This is a genomic window from Pseudomonas sp. TWP3-1, assembly GCF_049896625.1.
GTDB lineage: Bacteria > Pseudomonadota > Gammaproteobacteria > Pseudomonadales > Pseudomonadaceae > Aquipseudomonas.
The window spans coordinates 12,872-30,100 of sequence record NZ_JAFCUQ010000006.1; the positions used below are offsets into that span (position 1 = coordinate 12,872).

Annotated in this window: 18 protein-coding genes; 10 read left to right on the forward strand and 8 right to left on the reverse strand. The window is 60.7% G+C overall.

Going from position 1 to position 17,229, the window contains the following annotated elements:
- Positions 1 to 51 precede the first annotated feature (51 nt).
- A complete protein-coding gene (locus ACP7BN_RS10280; protein WP_426203770.1) occupies positions 52 to 528 on the forward strand; it encodes a GNAT family N-acetyltransferase in 477 nt (158 codons plus the stop codon).
- Here the strand turns inward: ACP7BN_RS10280 and ACP7BN_RS10285 are convergent.
- The 3 genes from ACP7BN_RS10285 to ACP7BN_RS10295 form a co-directional block, all read right to left on the reverse strand.
- Positions 510 to 1,295: a sulfite exporter TauE/SafE family protein gene (locus tag ACP7BN_RS10285; protein ID WP_426203771.1), complete on the reverse strand. Its 786-nt coding sequence runs from the start codon at positions 1,293 to 1,295 to the stop codon at positions 510 to 512. The genes ACP7BN_RS10280 and ACP7BN_RS10285 overlap by 19 nt on opposite strands.
- Before the next feature lie 195 nt (positions 1,296 to 1,490).
- Positions 1,491 to 2,705, reverse strand: coding sequence for an MFS transporter (locus tag ACP7BN_RS10290; protein ID WP_426203774.1), 1,215 nt, complete (start codon positions 2,703 to 2,705; stop codon positions 1,491 to 1,493).
- An 80-nt stretch (positions 2,706 to 2,785) separates the two neighbouring features.
- Positions 2,786 to 3,535: a hypothetical protein gene (locus tag ACP7BN_RS10295; RefSeq protein ID WP_426203776.1), complete on the reverse strand. Its 750-nt coding sequence runs from the start codon at positions 3,533 to 3,535 to the stop codon at positions 2,786 to 2,788.
- A gap of 248 nt (positions 3,536 to 3,783) precedes the next feature.
- On the opposite strand from ACP7BN_RS10295, the gene ACP7BN_RS10300 reads away from it, so the two are divergent.
- The 3 genes from ACP7BN_RS10300 (at position 3,784) to ACP7BN_RS10310 (ending at position 6,466) form a co-directional block, all read left to right on the forward strand.
- Entirely contained in the window at positions 3,784 to 4,932 is a 1,149-nt protein-coding gene (locus ACP7BN_RS10300) for an aldose epimerase family protein (protein ID WP_426203778.1), read from the forward strand.
- Between the two features lie 212 nt (positions 4,933 to 5,144).
- Positions 5,145 to 5,966 carry an aldo/keto reductase gene (locus ACP7BN_RS10305; RefSeq protein ID WP_426203779.1) on the forward strand — a complete coding sequence of 274 codons (822 nt, stop codon included), beginning with the start codon at positions 5,145 to 5,147 and terminating at the stop codon, positions 5,964 to 5,966.
- Between the two features lie 29 nt (positions 5,967 to 5,995).
- Complete coding sequence (locus ACP7BN_RS10310) at positions 5,996 to 6,466, forward strand: DUF1810 domain-containing protein (protein WP_426203780.1); 471 nt, start codon at positions 5,996 to 5,998, stop codon at positions 6,464 to 6,466.
- On the opposite strand, the gene ACP7BN_RS10315 is transcribed toward ACP7BN_RS10310, so the two are convergent.
- Complete coding sequence (locus ACP7BN_RS10315; protein WP_426203781.1) at positions 6,431 to 8,791, reverse strand: DNA polymerase II; 2,361 nt, start codon at positions 8,789 to 8,791, stop codon at positions 6,431 to 6,433. The genes ACP7BN_RS10310 and ACP7BN_RS10315 overlap by 36 nt on opposite strands.
- Positions 8,792 to 8,981: 190 nt before the next feature.
- Between ACP7BN_RS10315 and ACP7BN_RS10320 the strand changes: the two genes are divergently transcribed.
- Positions 8,982 to 9,422, forward strand: a complete 441-nt coding sequence (locus tag ACP7BN_RS10320) for a CBS domain-containing protein (protein WP_420650178.1) — start codon at positions 8,982 to 8,984, stop codon at positions 9,420 to 9,422.
- On the opposite strand, the gene ACP7BN_RS10325 is transcribed toward ACP7BN_RS10320, so the two are convergent.
- A complete protein-coding gene (locus ACP7BN_RS10325; protein ID WP_426203782.1) occupies positions 9,423 to 10,046 on the reverse strand; it encodes a glutathione S-transferase in 624 nt (207 codons plus the stop codon).
- A 203-nt stretch (positions 10,047 to 10,249) separates the two neighbouring features.
- On the opposite strand from ACP7BN_RS10325, the gene ACP7BN_RS10330 reads away from it, so the two are divergent.
- The 4 genes from ACP7BN_RS10330 (at position 10,250) to ACP7BN_RS10345 (ending at position 12,612) form a co-directional block, all read left to right on the forward strand.
- The gene (locus ACP7BN_RS10330; RefSeq protein WP_426203783.1) at positions 10,250 to 10,771 is read left to right on the forward strand and encodes a DUF3455 domain-containing protein; all 522 of its coding nucleotides are present in this window, start codon (positions 10,250 to 10,252) and stop codon (positions 10,769 to 10,771) included.
- Between the two features lie 97 nt (positions 10,772 to 10,868).
- Positions 10,869 to 11,402, forward strand: coding sequence for a sigma-70 family RNA polymerase sigma factor (locus ACP7BN_RS10335; RefSeq protein WP_426203784.1), 534 nt, complete (start codon positions 10,869 to 10,871; stop codon positions 11,400 to 11,402).
- On the forward strand, positions 11,399 to 12,100 hold the full coding sequence (locus ACP7BN_RS10340; RefSeq protein WP_426203785.1) for an anti-sigma factor: 702 nt from the start codon (positions 11,399 to 11,401) through the stop codon (positions 12,098 to 12,100). The genes ACP7BN_RS10335 and ACP7BN_RS10340 overlap by 4 nt, the downstream gene beginning before the upstream one ends.
- A 113-nt stretch (positions 12,101 to 12,213) precedes the next feature.
- Positions 12,214 to 12,612, forward strand: coding sequence for a hypothetical protein (locus ACP7BN_RS10345; RefSeq protein WP_426203786.1), 399 nt, complete (start codon positions 12,214 to 12,216; stop codon positions 12,610 to 12,612).
- A 76-nt stretch (positions 12,613 to 12,688) separates the two neighbouring features.
- Here the strand turns inward: ACP7BN_RS10345 and ACP7BN_RS10350 are convergent, their stop codons facing one another.
- From ACP7BN_RS10350 to ACP7BN_RS10360, 3 genes are all read right to left on the reverse strand, one after another.
- Positions 12,689 to 13,777, reverse strand: coding sequence for a DUF1615 domain-containing protein (locus ACP7BN_RS10350; RefSeq protein WP_426203787.1), 1,089 nt, complete (start codon positions 13,775 to 13,777; stop codon positions 12,689 to 12,691).
- A 200-nt stretch (positions 13,778 to 13,977) separates the two neighbouring features.
- Positions 13,978 to 15,186: an MFS transporter gene (locus ACP7BN_RS10355; protein WP_426203788.1), complete on the reverse strand. Its 1,209-nt coding sequence runs from the start codon at positions 15,184 to 15,186 to the stop codon at positions 13,978 to 13,980.
- 8 nt (positions 15,187 to 15,194) lie between these two features.
- Complete coding sequence (locus tag ACP7BN_RS10360) at positions 15,195 to 16,112, reverse strand: NAD-dependent epimerase/dehydratase family protein (RefSeq protein WP_426203790.1); 918 nt, start codon at positions 16,110 to 16,112, stop codon at positions 15,195 to 15,197.
- A 200-nt stretch (positions 16,113 to 16,312) separates the two neighbouring features.
- Here ACP7BN_RS10360 and ACP7BN_RS10365 point away from each other — a divergent pair, with 200 nt between their 5' ends.
- On the forward strand, positions 16,313 to 17,188 hold the full coding sequence (locus ACP7BN_RS10365; protein ID WP_426203791.1) for a LysR substrate-binding domain-containing protein: 876 nt from the start codon (positions 16,313 to 16,315) through the stop codon (positions 17,186 to 17,188).
- Positions 17,189 to 17,229 lie beyond the last annotated feature (41 nt).

Consider the following 17,229-nt stretch of genomic DNA (forward strand, 5'->3'; position numbering starts at 1 on the left):
GTTGAGCGGATTAGGGTGGGCACTCAGCCCACGAAATGGAGTTCACGCAGCATGCACATCGACTACCTGTGCGATCACCCGGAACATATCGAAGAACTGGCCGAGCTCAACTTCAAGGAGTGGGGCGAGTACAGCCCTGAAGACACGTTAGAGGCGCGAACCGAGCGCATGCGTGCCGCCTGCGGCAAACGCGCGATCCCGAGCGTGGTGGTGGCATTGGAGGACGGCAAGTTGCTAGGTGGCGCGCTGCTGATCGACAGCGACATGGAAACCCGCCGCGAACTGACGCCATGGCTGGCCGGGGTTTATGTGAAGGCCGAGCAGCGTGGTCGCGGCATCGCCTCGCAACTGGTCAAGCGCGTCGTCGCAGAAGCCGCCGCATTGGGTGTGCCGCAGTTGTACCTGTACACCGACGCGGCGCAGTCGCTGTACGCGCGGCTGGGTTGGGAGGTGGTCGAAGAAATGGACTACGAAGGATTGCCGGTGACGGTGATGAAAATGGCGCTCACTCAGAACGCCAACTTATAACCAATCAACACCAGCATCGTCGCCAGGCACGGACGCAGCACCTCATCGGAGATGCGTCCGGTCAGGTGGCTGCCGAGCCAGATCCCCGGCAGCGAGCCGATCAGCAGGAAACCCAGCACGCCCCAATCCATGTTGCCCATGCTCGCGTGGCCGAGGCCGGCGACCAGGGTCAGCGGTACGGCGTGGGCGATTTCGGTGCCGACCAGTCGGCGGGTTGGCAGCAGCGGATAGAGGATGAACAGTGCGACAGTGCCAAGGGCGCCAGCGCCGATGGAGGTCAGGGCGACTATGGTGCCGAGGATCAGACCGGTGAGCACGGTCATCGCATTCAGGCGCGGACCGCTGGGGTTGTAGTTGCCGCCGGCACGTTTGTGGGCGAAATCCAGCAGGCGTTTCTTGAAGAAAATCGCCAGCGCCGTGGCGAATAGCACGAAGCCCAGCGCTTGTTTGATGATGGCGTTCATCGCGTCCGGCGCGGTGTGCAGGGTGCTGAGGAACCACAAGGTCATCGCCACCGCCGGCACGCTGCCGAGGGTCAGCCAACCGGTAATTGCCCAGTCGATGTTGTTGTTTTTACGGTGCACCAGCACGCCGCTGGATTTGGTGATGGCGGCGTACAAAAGGTCTGTGCCTACCGCCGTGGCCGGATTGATGCCGAACCACAGCAGGATCGGCGTCATCAACGAACCGCCGCCGACACCGGTCATGCCGACAATAAAACCCACCACCAGCCCGGCAATCACCAGGCCGAAATTTGCCAATTCCATTAAGACGTCCAGAAAAACGACAGGAAAAACTGGCCCGCAGCATAGCGATTTTTCTTATAACTACCTATATCGATCCGATCTATCGTTATTCCATTGTAGGAGCTGTCGCAGGTTGCGATCTTTTGAGCTGGGGGACTTGGAAAAGCAACGTCAAAAGATCGCAGCCTTCGGCAGCTCCTACAAGGGGGCGTCGATTCAATCCTGGCGTCGTCCCGGCTTGAAACTGTGATTGCTGTTGAGCCACACCGTCGCCAGCGCAATCAACGACAAGATCAGCAGCGCCCACGGAAACGACATCGCCCCGGCCCGATCCAGCAGCAACCCGCCGAACAATCCGCCGCCGGCAATTGCCACGTTCCACGAAGTGGTAAGCATTGCCTGCACCACGTCGACATGCTCACCCGCCGAGTCTGCCGCTGCGGTCAGTAACAGCGTGGCCGAGCCGCCGAACGACAAGCCCCAGACCGCCATGCACAGATAGATCAGCCATGGCGAAGTCGTGGCCAGCGCCAGCACCAGCGCGGTTACCGCGAACACCGCGAGGCTGATCAGCGTCAGCCAGCGCAACCAGCGATCCACCAGCATGCCGATGATCCAGATCCCCACCAGCGAGCACAGACCGAACACCAGCAGCACCAGATCGACGCGCTCCGCCAGCCCGGCCTGCATCAGGAACGGCGAGATATAGGTGTAGAGAATGTTGTGGCCGAGCATCCACGTCAGCACCACGAACAACACCGGGCGCACGCCGGGCATGCGCAACGCATGCAGCAGCGGCAGGCGGTCGCTGCTGGCCTGGCCGGGGCGATCCGGCACGGCGACGACAATCCACGCGGCGAGCACCAGCGCCAGCGCCGACATGATGCCGAATGAGGCGCGCCAGCCGATCAGATGACCCAGCCAGGTGCCAGCCGGCGTGCCCAGCGACAGCGCCACCGGCGTGCCGAGCATGGCAATCGCCAGCGCCCGGCCTTGCAGATGCACCGGCACGATGCCCCGCGCATATCCGGCCATGATCCCCCACGACAGCCCCGCCGCCATCCCGGCGAGGAACCGCGAGGCCAGCGTCAGCCCGTAATGGGTGGAGAATGTGGTGACAGTGTTGAACAGCAGAAACCCGCCCACCGTCATCAGCAGTACACGCTTGCGTCCCCAGCCACGCGTGGCGACGGTCAGCGGAATCGCCGCGACAATCGAGCCCAGCGCATACAGCGTCACCAATTGCCCGGCCAGCACTTCGCTGACATTCAGCCCGGCGCTGATCTGTGGCAACAGTCCGGCTGGCAGAGTCTCGGTAAGGATCGCGATGAAGCCGGTCATGGCGAACGCCAGCAACGCGGCGTAGGGCAATTTGTCTGTGCGGGTGGCACGCTCGAGGCTGGCGAAATCGGCGCTTGCGGGGTCGGTCATGACGGGTGCAGCTCCCTTTGAGTCAATATGACGGCGAATTGTATACAAAGCTCGCCGTCGGCCACTCTACCTGAGCTGGCTCACTGCACCGGTAAAAAATTCAAAAACAGCAGACTTTGTGCGTAATTCAGGCCAATTCTTCGATAGCGCTCGTCGAGCATTTGCGTCAACAAATCCAGCCGCGCGACGACTTTGCCGAATTCGGTGGCGAAACTCAGGTTGCTGCCCTTCTCCGAGATTTCATTGGAGAACAGCAGCGGCTGGCCTTCCTTGTTCTGCCGCTGCGCGAGAATCCACGTGGCTTTTTCGATGTTGCGCGCGGCGTTGTTGACGAAGGTCGGGTCGATGGCATCGGTCATGTAGAACTCGGTGCGATTGCCGTGGGCGGTCACCAGCATGCTGCCGATCGCGTAGATGAACGCGCCAACACGGTCGCCGAGAAACTCCGGGCTCATGGCGTAGCTCAGCGCCGCCAGATCTTTTTTGCCACCCAATTGCGGCAAGGGTTGCTGCTGCTCGATGGCCAGGCGCACCTGTTTGACCGCTGTGTTGACGTTGAGGAACCCCGACTTGCGCAGCTCGTCTGGATTGCGCAAGTACAGTTTGCCCATCAGCCGATAGAGGCTGTCGAGATTATCGCGCATGGCCAGGGTGGCCATGCGGTCGACGCTGGTCTGCAGGAATTCCTGCGGCCGGCCCTCGCGCATCTGGTTGAAAAAATTATTGCCTTGCTGGTGGCTGCAGCCACTGAGCAACAACGTCGACAGACACGCCAGCAGCAAACACGGGCGGTGAATGGATGCAGCGATCTGGTGGAAAACTCTCGGCATGTAGTTGTTTGACGAACACGTTCCTGTGCGACGGGAGTCACCGCAACCTTGGCCATGGATAGAGCCGTTGATTGCGAAAAAGTGCAGTGACCGCAGCGTTTTCCGACCTTCGGCCATGACGGGAATAACGAATTAGTCCGACTTTATATTTGCAGTTAGCGCTTAATCCGCTATAAATTTTCAATCACACATTAATTAGCATGACTATTAACCGATTTTTAAAACAATAACAAAAAGGAAGGTCAACCATGCTTCAATCCCGACACCTGCTCTCCGGCCTCGGACTGTCTCTGATGATCGCCACCCTCTCCGCTCAAGCCGCTGGCCTGACCAGCGAACACAAAGCCTTCGGCAAAACCAACGACGGCACGCCCGTCGAGCAATACATCCTGCGCAACAGCCACGGTATGCAAGCGACGGTCATCACCTACGGCGGCACCCTGCAATCGCTATTGGTGCCGGACAAAAACGGCAAGCTCGACGACATCGTGCTCGGCTTCGACGATGTGCAGGGCTATCAGAAAGGCACCGCGTACTTCGGCGCAACCATCGGCCGCTTCGGCAATCGTCTGGCGGACGGCGCGTTCGAACTCGACGGAAAACGCTATCAAGTGCCGCAGAACGACAAGTCGAATGCCTTGCACGGCGGCACGCAGGGTTTTGACAAGAAAGTCTGGAAAGCGCAGGAAACCAAGGACGCAGACTCGGTCGGTGTGACCCTGAGTTATCTGTCGGCGGACGGTGAAATGGGTTTCCCCGGCAACCTCACTACAGAGGTCACCTATCGCCTCACCGACAACAACGAGCTGCGCATCGACTACAAGGCCAGCACCGACAAACCGACCGTGCTCAACCTGACCAACCACAGCTACTTCAACCTGGCCGGCGCCGGCAATGGCGACATCCTCAAGCAAGTTGCGACGCTGCACGCCAGCCATTACACCCCGGTCACTGCCAAACTGATTCCGACCGGCGAACTGGCCCCCGTGACCGGCACGCCGATGGATTTCACCAAACCGACCGCCATCGGCCAGCACATCAAGGCTGATCATCCGCAACTGAAATTTGCCGAAGAGAAACACGGTGGTTTCGATTTCAACTGGGCGCTGGACGCCAAGGGTGATGCGAGCAAACCGGCGGCCGAGGTCAGCGATCCGCATTCGGGCCGGCATTTGCAGTTGTTCACCAGCGAGCCGGGTGTGCAGTTCTACACCAGCAACTTCCTCGACGGCACGGTCAAGGGCAAGGCCGGCAAGGTTTATTCGCACTGGGGCGCGTTCACCCTCGAGACGCAGCACTACCCGGATTCACCGAACCAGAAAAACTTCCCGAGCACACGACTGGATCCGGGGCAGACCTATACCCAGAGTGTCCTGCTGAAATTCACCGCGAAATAACCACAGCGCAAAATCCCCTGTGGCGAGGGAGCTTGCTCCCGCTGGACTGCGCAGCAGGCCCTCTTTTCTTGGGGCCGCTGCGCGACCCAGCGGGAGCAAGCTCCCTCGCCACAGAAGCCCCTTCCACTCGTTGATCTCCACTCTGAACGGAACCCACGGGCTATTTTGCTGCCCACTTAAAAGGTATCGACGATTTCGCAGAGGAGGATTGGATGCGTACCCTTGAACTGGCAGGCGTGCAGGTCCCGGTAATTGGCCAAGGCACTTGGCGCATGGGCGAAGACCGCTCGGCGCACAAGCGTGAAGTGGCGGCGCTGCGCAGCGGCATCGAACTCGGCATGAGCCTGATCGACACGGCGGAAATGTACGCCGAGGGCGGCGCCGAAACTGTAGTCGGCGAAGCCATCGCCGGGCTACGCGATCAAGTGTTTCTGGTGAGCAAGGTCTATCCGCACAACGCCAGTCGCACAGCCATCCCTCAGGCCTGCGAGCGCAGTTTGCGCCGGCTCGGCACCGACTACATCGACCTGTATTTATTGCATTGGCGCGGTCAGCATCCGCTGGAGGAAACCGTCGAGGCCTTTGAACGGCTGCGCGAGGACGGCAAGATCGGCCGCTGGGGCGTGTCGAATTTCGATGTCGACGACCTCGAAGAGCTCTCCAACCCGGCCTGCGCGACCAATCAGGTGCTGTACAACCTGGAAGAGCGCGGCGTCGAATTCGACCTGCTGTCGTGGTGCCAGCAACAGCGCATGCCGCTGATGGCTTACTGTCCGATCGGCCAGGGCGGCGCGCTGCTCGCCGACCCGGTGCTAAAACAGATTGCCGCTCGTCACAACGTGACCCCGGCACAGGTGTCTCTGGCGTGGATTGTGCGTCAGGATGGGGTTATTGCGATTCCCAAAGCGGTGCGCCCGGAACACGTGCAACTCAATGCACAAGCGGCGCAATTGCAGCTGGATGCCGGGGATCTCGCGGCGCTGGAGCAGGCGTTCCCCGCGCCACAACGCAAGCAGCGGCTGGCCATGGTCTGAGCCACCGTCCGCTGTAGAGGGCTTTTCCCATGAGAAGCACTGATCCGCACGACGGCTTTAACCTGCAACGGTTCGTCCAGGCTCAGGAACCGGTGTTCGAACGCGTGCAACGCGAACTCGAAGAAGGCCACAAACGCAGCCACTGGATGTGGTTTATCTTCCCGCAGTTCGCCGGACTGGGCGGCAGCGAAATGTCGCGCCATTTCGCCATTCAATCGGCCGAGGAAACTCAAGCCTACCTGGCGCACGAACTGCTTGGCGCCCGTTTGCGCACATGCACGCGAATGGTGCTCAACGTACGCCAGCGCTCGATTGCCGAGATTTTCGGGCATCCGGATGACTTGAAATTTCACTCTTCGATGACGCTGTTTGGCCAGTTCACAGCGACGGACAGCCCGTTCAACCAAGCGCTGGACCGGTTTTTCCACGGCATTCCGGACGACTGGACGCTGCAACTGCTGGACTCAAAACAGGCCCAGTTGCCCACCGATCAGGGTTGAAAAATCGTCGTCGACAAACGGCAGAATTGCATCCGCCACCGGTTGTAATTGCCGGGTGATGTAGTGGTCGTAATCGATCGCCGCACGCCGTACTTCCAGCGGCTCCGGCCCGGCCAGCGTGATCACGTAGCTGATCCAGCCGCCATTCTGATACTGGCGTGGCCGTCCCTGCTGCGCGTTGTATTCATCGGCCAGGCGCGCGGCGCGCACATGCGGTGGCACGTTGCGTTCGTAGTCATCGAGGGTGCGGCGCAGGCGCTTGCGATAGATCAGACGCTCGTCGAATTCGCCGGCCAAGGTCTTGCGCACATAGTCGCGCACATACTCTTGATACGGCTTGCGCTGGAAAATCCGCTCGTACAACTCCTGTTGAAATTGCCGCGCCAGCAGCGACCAGTCGGTACGTACGGTTTCCAGGCCTTTGTAGACCATTTCATCGCTGCCGTCGGCGCGCGTCACCAGACCGGCGTAGCGTTTTTTACTGCCCTCCTCGGCGCCACGAATGGTCGGCATCAGAAAGCGTTTGTAGTGAATTTCGAACTGCAATTCGAGCGCACTTTCCAGCCCGTACTGTTCGCGCACATGCGCGCGCCACCAGTCGTTGACGTGCTCGACCAAAGACCTGCCGATCTGCGCCGCCTCTTCCTGATCGTGTGAACGGCGCAGCCAAACAAACGTCGAGTCGGTGTCGCCGTAGATCACCGCGTGCCCCTGCGCTTCGATCAACTGCCGGGTACGCAGCATGATTTCGTGGCCGCGCAAAGTGATCGACGACGCCAGCCGCGTATCGAAAAACCGGCAGCCGCTGGAACCAAGCACGCCATAGAAGGCGTTCATGATGATCTTCAACGCTTGCGACAGCGGCGCGTTGTGCTCGCGTTTGGCGGTCTCGCGACCTTCGGCCACCCGCGCCACGATCGACGGCAGACAATGCCGGGTGCGCGAGAAGCGTGCGCCGCGAAAGCCCGGCACTGAGTCGGCGTCGTCCGGGTGCTGCAAGCCTTCGATCAGCCCCACCGGATCGATCAGAAAGGTGCGGATGATCGACGGATACAGACTCTTGTAATCGAGTACCAATACCGATTCGTACAACCCCGGTTGCGAGTCCATGACGAAACCGCCGGGGCTGGCTTGCGGCGGATTGGTGCCAAGGTTTGGCGCGACGAAACCTTTACGGTGCATCAGCGGCATATACAGATGGGTGAACGCCGCGACCGACCCACCGCTGCGATCCGCCGGGAGCCCGGTGACGCTGGCGCGTTCAAGCAAGAAGGTCAGCAGTTCGGTCTTGGCGAAAATCCGCGTGACCAGCTCGCAGTCCTTGAGGTTGTACTTGGCCAGCGCCGGTTTGTCCTCGGCGAACATGCGGTTGATCTCGTCCATGCGCTGGTATGGGTTGTTGATCGCCTTGCCTTCGCCGAGCAAGGTCTGCGCGACGTTTTCCAGGCTGAACGAAGGAAAACTCCAAGTCGCCGAACGCAGGGATTCAATGCCGTCGATGATCAAACGCCCCGCCGCCGAGGCGAAGTAATGGTTGCGGCTGCCGTGTTCGCGCCACTGCATTTCCTCGCCACCACGCCCGAGTTTGAGCGGCACACCGAGGCGCCGCGCGTGTTCGTGGAGGATGCGCAGGTCGAACTGAATGACGTTCCAGCCGATGATCGCGTCGGGGTCGTGACGGGCAAACCAGTCGTTGAGTTTTTTCAGGATCAGCGTGCGTGAGTCGCAGTACTCAAGGTCGAAGTCGACGATGCTGTCGTCGCCATTCGGCGCGCCGAGCATGTACACCTGGCGTTCGCCGCAGCCTTCGAGGGCGATGGAATACAGATCGCCCTGCTCGGTGGTTTCAATATCCAGCGAGACCAGGCGCAGTTTCGGCCGGTAGTCCGGGGCGGGTTTGAGCTGGGCGTCGAGCAGCACACCGTCGGCATCCGGGGTGCCGCTGAACCAGACGGGCGCGGTGATGAAGCGCTCCATCAGATAGCGCTCGGGCGGGCGCACGTCGGCTTCGAACACGTCAATGCTGTGACGGTTGAGCGCGGTCTCCAGCCGCATCAACTGGCCGTGCTGCTGGCAATACAGGCCAAGCACCGGGCGGTGCTCGAAATCCAGCAGGGCCAGCGGGCGCAGTTCGACGTTTTTTTCATCCGCCAAAACGCGCTCAGCCTGCTCGCGCTGCACTGCGGGAATGAACGCCACCGACGGTTGATGCGGCAACCGCACACGGCGCGGCCCGGCGTCGGTCGCCAGCCAGAACTCGACTTCGGTGCCGCCCGCCGTATCGCGCCAATGCCGGGTCAGGACGAAGCCCTGCTGTAAATCCACCACTGCGACCTCGGGAATTGAATCAGTAGCGCATTCTACGCGGCATTAGTTCGGATCACTGCATACCCTGTGGTGAGCCAAAAAATGAGCAAATGACGTTTTTTGCGTGCTATCTGCCGTTTTGCGCCCTTGCTCTACGGGCCAGCGTCTACGATGCTTGGATAACAACGACAACACCTGAGTAATCACCATGAAAACCGTCGCCCAACTGCTCAAGCTCAAAGATCAGAAAAATCAGGAAGTGCACCAGATCAAACCCGATCACATGGTGCTCGAAGCCTTGATGAAAATGGCCGAGAAGAATGTCGGCGCCTTGCTGGTGGTGGAAGACGACCAGGTCGTGGGGATCATCAGCGAGCGCGACTACGCGCGCAAACTGGTGCTGCATGGCCGCTCATCGGTTGGCACGCCGGTGCGCGACATCATGGTGGCCAACGTGATCACCGTGGACACGCACCAGACCGTCGACACCTGTCTGGGGATCATGTCCGACAAGCGTCTGCGCCACTTGCCTGTGGTGGAGAACGGCAAGCTGATCGGCCTGCTGTCGATTGGCGACCTGGTAAAAGAGGCCATTGCTGAACAGGCCGAGTTGATCAAACAGCTGGAGCAGTACATTCGCGGCGATTGATCACTCGGGCCAATGCCGCGCAAAGACCGGCGCCAGCACCGGGTGGCGGTCGATGCGCTGCAACCACGCAGAAAATCCCGGGCGGCTCTGGCGCAGGTGTTCGCGGGTGCCGGCCCAGCGCGTGACCACCGCCGCCAACACATCCAGCGCGCCGGGCGTCTCGTCGTCCAGATACAGCTCGGCGGAGAATTGGTCGGCGAACACTTCCCAACTCCAGTGCAAACGCTCGCGGGCGCCAGTCATCAGATTCTGCAGCGTGGCTTCATCCGGCATCACCAGCCAGCGCTCGGGATAATCGATGACGCCGATTGCGCTGTAGCAATTGCTGACGATGAACACCAGCCCGCGAATCGCCTGATCACGTTCGGCAGGCTCGCTCGGTAACAGACCAGAATCTGGAAACGTCAGCCCAAGGTGAATCAGGATCGCCGCGCTTTCGGTCAGTGCATTGCCATCGGGCAGTTGCAAGGTCGGGATCTGCTTGAGCGGATTGAGCCTGGCCAAAGCTTCGGCCGCCTCGCCGCTGGCCTCGACGTCGATGAAGCGGTAAGCGATCTGGCACAGTTCCAGCGCGGCCTCGATAGCCGCCGCGCCTGAATTGCGATGTCCGTAGAGCTGATACATAACCCCTCCTCAATCCCGACAGGCATCTTTAGTAGCCCTATTTATAGCTGGTGTATCGGATTTGGCACGCTATGCGCGTTCCTGCGCAGGCTCGCGCCAGATTTTATTTTTCGGGCAGTGCATCCAAACGCGTCCGTCACGGGTAGTCCTTGTAACAGCCCGATTCGGCTGTCAGCGGTTTACCCCCATTCGGAGAAACACTGATGAACACCACCCAACTGATTTGCCTCGCCGGTCTGTTCGCCGCCACTTCAACTGCATTCGCGCAAACTGCTCTGCCGGACAGCATCAAAGTGCCGGACGGGCACAAGGTCGCGATGGAAACCACCGGGGTCGGCGAGATCACTTACGAATGCCGCGACAAGGCCAACGCCGCCGGGCAGACCGAGTGGGTGTTTGTTGGTCCGAAAGCCGTGCTCAATGATCGCAGTGGCAAGCAGGTCGGCACCTACTTCGGCCCACCAGCCACCTGGCAGGCCAAGGACGGTTCGAAAGTCACCGGCACGCAATTGGCGGTAGCGCCGTCGAGTCCGGGCAACCTGCCCTATCAACTGGTCAAGGCCAACCCGGCTGAAGGCAAAGGCGCGATGAGCGGCGTCAGCTACATCCAGCGTGTGGCGCTCAAGGGCGGCGTCGCGCCGGGCAGCGAATGCACGGCGGCAAACAAGGGTAAGCAGGAAGTGGTGAAGTATCAGGCGGACTACATTTTCTGGGCGGCGAACTGAGATCCGCGCAGCGAAAATGAGCTGTGGGAGCAGACCTGCTCCCATAGTTGCACTGTGATGTCTGGATGTTTTGCCGATGTTTGCTAGATTGCAGGACATGTCCTTACCCGAAACCGCTTTTGATTACGAAGCCCGTTTGGCCGCCTGTGCGCGTGGCGAGCGTCAGGCCCTGCGCGATTTGTATGTGCAGGAGAGCCCGCGCCTGCTCGGCGTGGCCCGGCGGCTGGTGCGCGACACGGCGCTGGCCGAGGACATCGTGCATGACGCATTTATCAAGATCTGGGCTGGCGCGGCGGGGTTTGATCCGGCAAGAGGTTCAGCACGCGGCTGGATGTTTACCGTGACCCGGCATCTGGCGCTGAATGTGTTGCGCAATCACAGTCGCGAAACGCCGCTGCTCGACGATGATGAAGCCATGGACATCGACGATGCATTCGACGCGCAAGCCCATTCGGCGCGCATCCACCACTGCCTGGAACAACTCGATCCGCAACGCCGGCGCTGCATCCTGCACGCCTACGTCGACGGCTACAGCCACGGGCAGATCGCCCAACGCCTCGACACGCCGCTGGGCACCGTCAAAGCCTGGATCAAACGCAGCCTGAATGCGTTGCGGGAGTGCATGGGATGACCATCGAATCGGCGCAGGATCGTGATGAACTGGCCAGCGAGTATGTGCTCGGCACGCTGCCGGCCGAGCAACGCGCAGAGGTGCAAAAACGCCTGCCCAATGAGCCCGAGTTGCGTGCGGCAGTGGATGCCTGGGAGCGGCGTCTGCTGGAGCTGACTGATCTGGCCCCGGCGCAGCAGCCGTCGGCGCAGTTGTGGCAGCGGATTGAACGCAGTGTCGAACGGCTGACGCACAAGGCGCCGCTGGCCGAGAACACTTCGTGGTGGAATCTGCTGCCGCTGTGGCGCGGTTTGAGTGCTGCCGGACTGGCGGCGACTTTGCTGCTCGGCGCAATCCTGCTGACGCAGACGACGCCGAAACCGAGTTTTCTGGTGGTGCTGGTGGCGCCACAGGACAAGGCGCCGGGCTGGGTGATTCAGGCGAGCAATTCGCGTGAGATTCAGTTGATTCCGCTGGGGGTGGTCGAAGTGCCGGCGGATAAAGCACTGGAATTCTGGACCAAGGCCGATGGCTGGCAAGGGCCGGTGTCGCTCGGGCTGGTGAAACCGGGGCAAGCGCTGTCGGTGCCGCTGGACAAGTTGCCGCCGCTGCAACCGAACCAGTTGTTCGAGCTGACGCTGGAAGGCGCCAACGGTTCGCCGATCGGCAAACCGACCGGGCCGATTCAGGCCATCGGGCGGGCGGTTAAGGTGTTGTGAGCAATCATCATCGGCGTCGATGTTCACCATCACGTCAATGAAGTTCTCATAAAAAATCCCGGGCGTAACATCTGCTCCATACCAACCAATAAACACCCCCGGAGCAAACAATCATGAAACGCCAAATCCTTCTCAGCATCGCTTTCTCGGTTTTCGCACTGAACGCTTTTGCCGCCCCGACTCACAGCATGATCGCCGCCGATGGCTCGGATCGCCTGCACGGCCAAACCGTTGCTGCCGACGGCTCGGATCGTCTGCAAGGCAACACCGTCGCCGCTGATGGCTCGGATCGTCTGCAAGGCAACACCGTCGCCGCTGATGGCTCGGATCGCCTGCAAGGCAACACCGTTGCCGCTGATGGCTCGGATCGCCTGCAAGGCAACACCGTCGCCGCTGATGGCTCGGATCGCCTGCAAGGCAACACCGTCGCTGCCGATGGCTCGGATCGTCTGCAAGGCAACACCGTTGCCGAAGGTGGTTCGGATCGTCTGATCGAACGTCGCGCGGTCTGAATGAATGGCTGTACCGCAGCAACCCAGAAAGAACCCGGCTCATCCCAGCCGGGTTTTTTTATGTCTTGGGTTTGAGTCAGCCCTTGGCCATGCAGCGCCGATAGCGCTCGTCCACGCGTTTGGCGAACCACGCGGTGGTCAGTTTGCGGGTGATTTTCGGGCTTTGCAGCACAATCCCCGGCAGTACTGCACGGGGCAGGGTTTTGCCTTCGGCCTTCTCCGCCAATTCAAAGACCCGTTGATAGAGTCTGGTTTCTTCGAATTCCAGCGTCTTGCCCTTTTCCAGTTGATCGCGAATCTGCGGATTGCGCATGCCCAATGACTTGCCGAGGGTGCGCACCGCCAGTTCGGTGGTGCCGGGCATGATCGCGTCATAGCGAATCAAGTCGCCATCCAGCGCCAGTGGAATGCCCGACGCGCGGCTGACGGCATTCTGAAACGCCGCATTGCGGCTGGCGTACCAACCGGCGTTGAAGTCGGCGAAGCGATACAGCGGCTCACGATAGCTCACCGGATAACCGAGCAAATGCGCGATGCCGAAATACATGCCACCGCGTCGGCTGAACACTTCGCGGCGAATCGTGCCATCCACCGGGTACGGATAATCCTTGGCGTGCTGCTCGGCGAATTCGATGCTGACCTGCATCGGCCCGCCGGTGTGCACCGGGTTGAAACCGCTGAATAGCGTGCGGCCCATCGGTACCGAGCCAATGAAGTCATCGAAAATCGCGCTGAGTTCTTTTTCGCTGCGCGCCGCGCTCAGGCGTTCGCTGTAGCTCTTGCCGTTCGGTGAGCGCACTTGCAGCGCGCCGCTGACCAGCAGGCTGGGGATGTGCACTTTAGCGGCGCGGCGGTCGATTTCTTCACGGGCAATCTTGCCCAGACCGGGCACCTGCGGATCGACCTGAAACGTCGATTCCTGCTCGGTGACGGCGAGTACCGAGCACAGATTCTGCGTGCTCGGGCTGATGTTCTGCGCGGCGAACGCGGCGTAAATGTCGGTGGCCCAGCCCTGACGGTCGACGGTTTTCGCCGGCAGCAGCTTGACGATCTGCGCCTTAACCTCGGCGGGCGGGCGCGGCGCCGGTTCGTCACTGCGCTGACCGGCGCAACCGGCCAATACCAGCAATGCGGCGAGGCTGATGAGTAATCGAGGGGTGTGCATGAAGCGTCTTCCAGTCCGTTAAGCCGGGGTCACCATACGATCAATCGCCAGGCGCAGGCTAGGACTGCAATGACTCAACCCCGTTCCCCTGACATCCACAGCCCCCCTGTGGCGAAGGAGCTTGCTCCCGCTCGGCGGCGCAGCCGTCGTAAATTCAAGGTTTCGCAGAAAGACATGACCCTGCGCTGCGCTCCAGCGACTCAGGCAGTGGCTGACGAATAGCTCAACAAACGGCGGTCGCGGCTCAGGAACATCCCCAGCACCATCACCAGCGTGACCACGGAAATGCCCGCCGCCACCAGGGTGATCGAGTTCAGCGGCATGCCGGCATCGATCACTCGGCCACCGACCCACGCACCGATCGCATTACCCAGGTTGAACGCACCGACGTTCAAGGTCGACGCGTAGTTGGCAGACTCGCCCGCCACGCGGATGATCATCGCTTGCAGGAGCATACCGACCGAAAACGACAGACACCCCCACACCGCCATGTTGATCACGGCCGGATAAACCGAGTGACTGGTCCAGTAGAAGCTGACCAGCGCCACAATCAGCGCCAGCAGGGTCAGCACCAGCGAGCGGGTGAGGCTCCAGTCGGCCAGACGGCCACCGAGCAAGCCGCCGATGGTGATGCCAACACCGCAGACCAGCAGCGCGACACTGGCAAACTTCGGTTCGACATGGGTAACGTCTTGCAGGATCGGCACGATATAGGTGAAGAACGCGAACATGCTGGCCGACGCCATCACGCTGGTCATCAGGCCGAGCCAGATGATCGGGCGTTTCATCCCTTGCAGATTGGCGCGCGTCTGTTGCTTGTTGGCACCCGCCCGTGAAGGCACCAGATACCAGACCATCACCAGCGAAATCAGACCGAGCGCGACCACACCCAAAAACGTGGTACGCCAGCCGTAGACCTGACCGACCAGCGAGCCCACCGGCACACCGAGCACGTTAGCCAGCGTCATGCCAGTGAACATCAGCGTCATCGCCCGACCTTCCTTGCCCGGCGGGGCGATACGCGATGCGAGCACCGCTGCCATGCCGATGAACGAGGCGTGGCTGAACGCGGTAAATACCCGCGCCACAATCAACGAGGTGAAGTCCGGCGCGATCATGCAGGCGACGTTGCCGATGGTGAAGATCGCCATCAGGATCAACAGCGCACGTTTTTCTTCCATCTTGCCGACCAGCATCGCCAGCAGCGGGCCACCTACCACGACACCCATGGCGTACCCCGATACCAGATAGCCGGCGGAGGGAATCGACACCCCGAGATCTGCCGACACCTGCGGCAGCAGGCCCATGATGATGAATTCGGCGGTACCGATGGCAAAAGCAGCGATGGCCAGGGCGAACAGCGGCCAGCTCATCACGCGTTCATCCTTATTGCGCAGATTTGCATTCATTGCGACGCTCATTGCGAAAACCCCAGGCTATTGCTTTCACTGATCCACTTAAGGACGTCCGAGTGTTGTGGCTCCCAGCCAAAATCCCGGGCTTTCTGGCCGCAGACGCGAATGTTCGAGCCCAGACCGTATTCGGCTTCTTCCGGGTCATGAGCGCAGCATTTACTGAGGATGTATTCCATCGACACCGACTGCGTACGACCGCCGAAACCGAGCTTTTCGCTGATGGCTTGCGCCAGGTCCTTCATTGACACTTCACCGTTTTCAGCGAACAGATACGCACCGCTTTCAGCCTTATCAAGCATCAGCAGCGACAAGCTGACCAAGTCATCGATGTGCACGAATGCTGTGCGGTTCTCACCGCTGCCGACGTAGGTGCCAACCCCGTGTTCGATTGCCAGACGCGTCAACAGCGGAATCTGAATCGAATCCTTGTGCAGCCCGCGTCCTTCACCGAACACCATGGTCGGGCACACCACCAGTGTGCGCAGGCCCTGCTGACCGGCCATGCGAATTGCGTTATCGATAGCCACCCGGCCGACCTTTTCCAGACGTGGACGCGGTTGCGATTGCTCCGTCCATTGCTGGTCTGAACCCGCGCCCTCGGCACGGTCACCGATGACGCTGGTGCCGCTGTAATGAATCAGGGTCTTGCTGGTGCCGCGCAGACTCTGCAACAGCGTGGAAACCACGTAGGCGTTGTCGGAATTGGCCGCGTTGACGATCAAATCCGCCGCCAGCGCCTGTTTCTTGATGATTTCGGTGTCATACAACGTTCCCAGTACCGGGATGATGCCCAGCCGTCCCACCGCGCTGGCCTGATGCGCCGAACGCACCAGGCCAGTCACCTCATATCCACGGTCGATCAACGCCATGGCCATCGACCCACCGATGTAGCCGGTAACGCCCGTCACAAATGCTTTCAAAATGGCGACTCCTGTCGTCCTGAACCGGAAAAAATCGGGCTCGTCCCTGAGCGGTACAGCCTCCCTGATGCGCTGTCTTGTCGTCGGGTAACCGACCAACATTGCAGGCGCTGTGAAGGTTAGTGGCATAGGCATTGCGGAAAAAGTAGGTTACCGTTCCGGTCTGTGCGGCCACCGATGTCCGCAATCAAGGAAGTGTCATGCTCGAATCCGTTGCCGCGTTTTCCGTGTTTGTACAAGTCGCCGAGTTGCGCAGCTTTGTCGCCGCAGGCAGAGCCATGGGTGTATCGGCCTCAGCCATCGGTAAGCGCATTTCGCGGCTGGAAGAAAGTCTCGGAGTGCAGCTGTTTCAGCGCAGCACCCGGAGCATCGCGCTGACGCCGGAAGGTGAAAAACTGCTGGAGCGCAGCCGGAGGATTCTCGACGAAATCGAGGAAATCCAGACCGAGTTGAGCAGAGCCGCCGACCTGCCCCGAGGCCGGCTGAAGATCAGTCTGGCGCCGATCAGTGACGTGTTTCTCGATCATCTGGCGCGCTTCAACGAGCGCTATCCCGAAATCGAACTGGAACTGGACTACGCCGAGCGCAACGTTGACATCATTCAGGAGGGTTTCGACGCGGCCATCCGCGTCGGCGAGGTGGCTGACAGCAACTTGCGCGCGCACCCGATGGGCCATTTTCGCCGCTTGATCGTCGCCTCCCCTGCCTATCTCGAGCGGCACGGCATGCCCGACCGCCCGGAGCAATTGCTTGAGCACAAACTGCTGCACTATCGCTCGCCCAACTCCGGCAAGGTCGAGCCGTGGCCACTCGATGATTGTGGCGAGCTGTACTTGCCCACCGCGATTGTCTGCAACGACATCAATACCCGCATCGACTTTGCCCTCAAGGGGCTGGGCATCGCCTGCCTGCCGGACATCTCGATCCGCAAACCGCTGGCGGACGGCCGGCTGACCCCCATGTTGCTGGCGCACTCAACCAATGCCACACCGATTCATGCGCTCTGGCCCCATGCGCATCAGTACACATCGCGGCAGAAAGCCTTCATCGACTTCATCAAGTCCGCCGACTTTTGAGCAATGCTGCACTGGCGTCAGTGGCTGCGATGGACTTCACT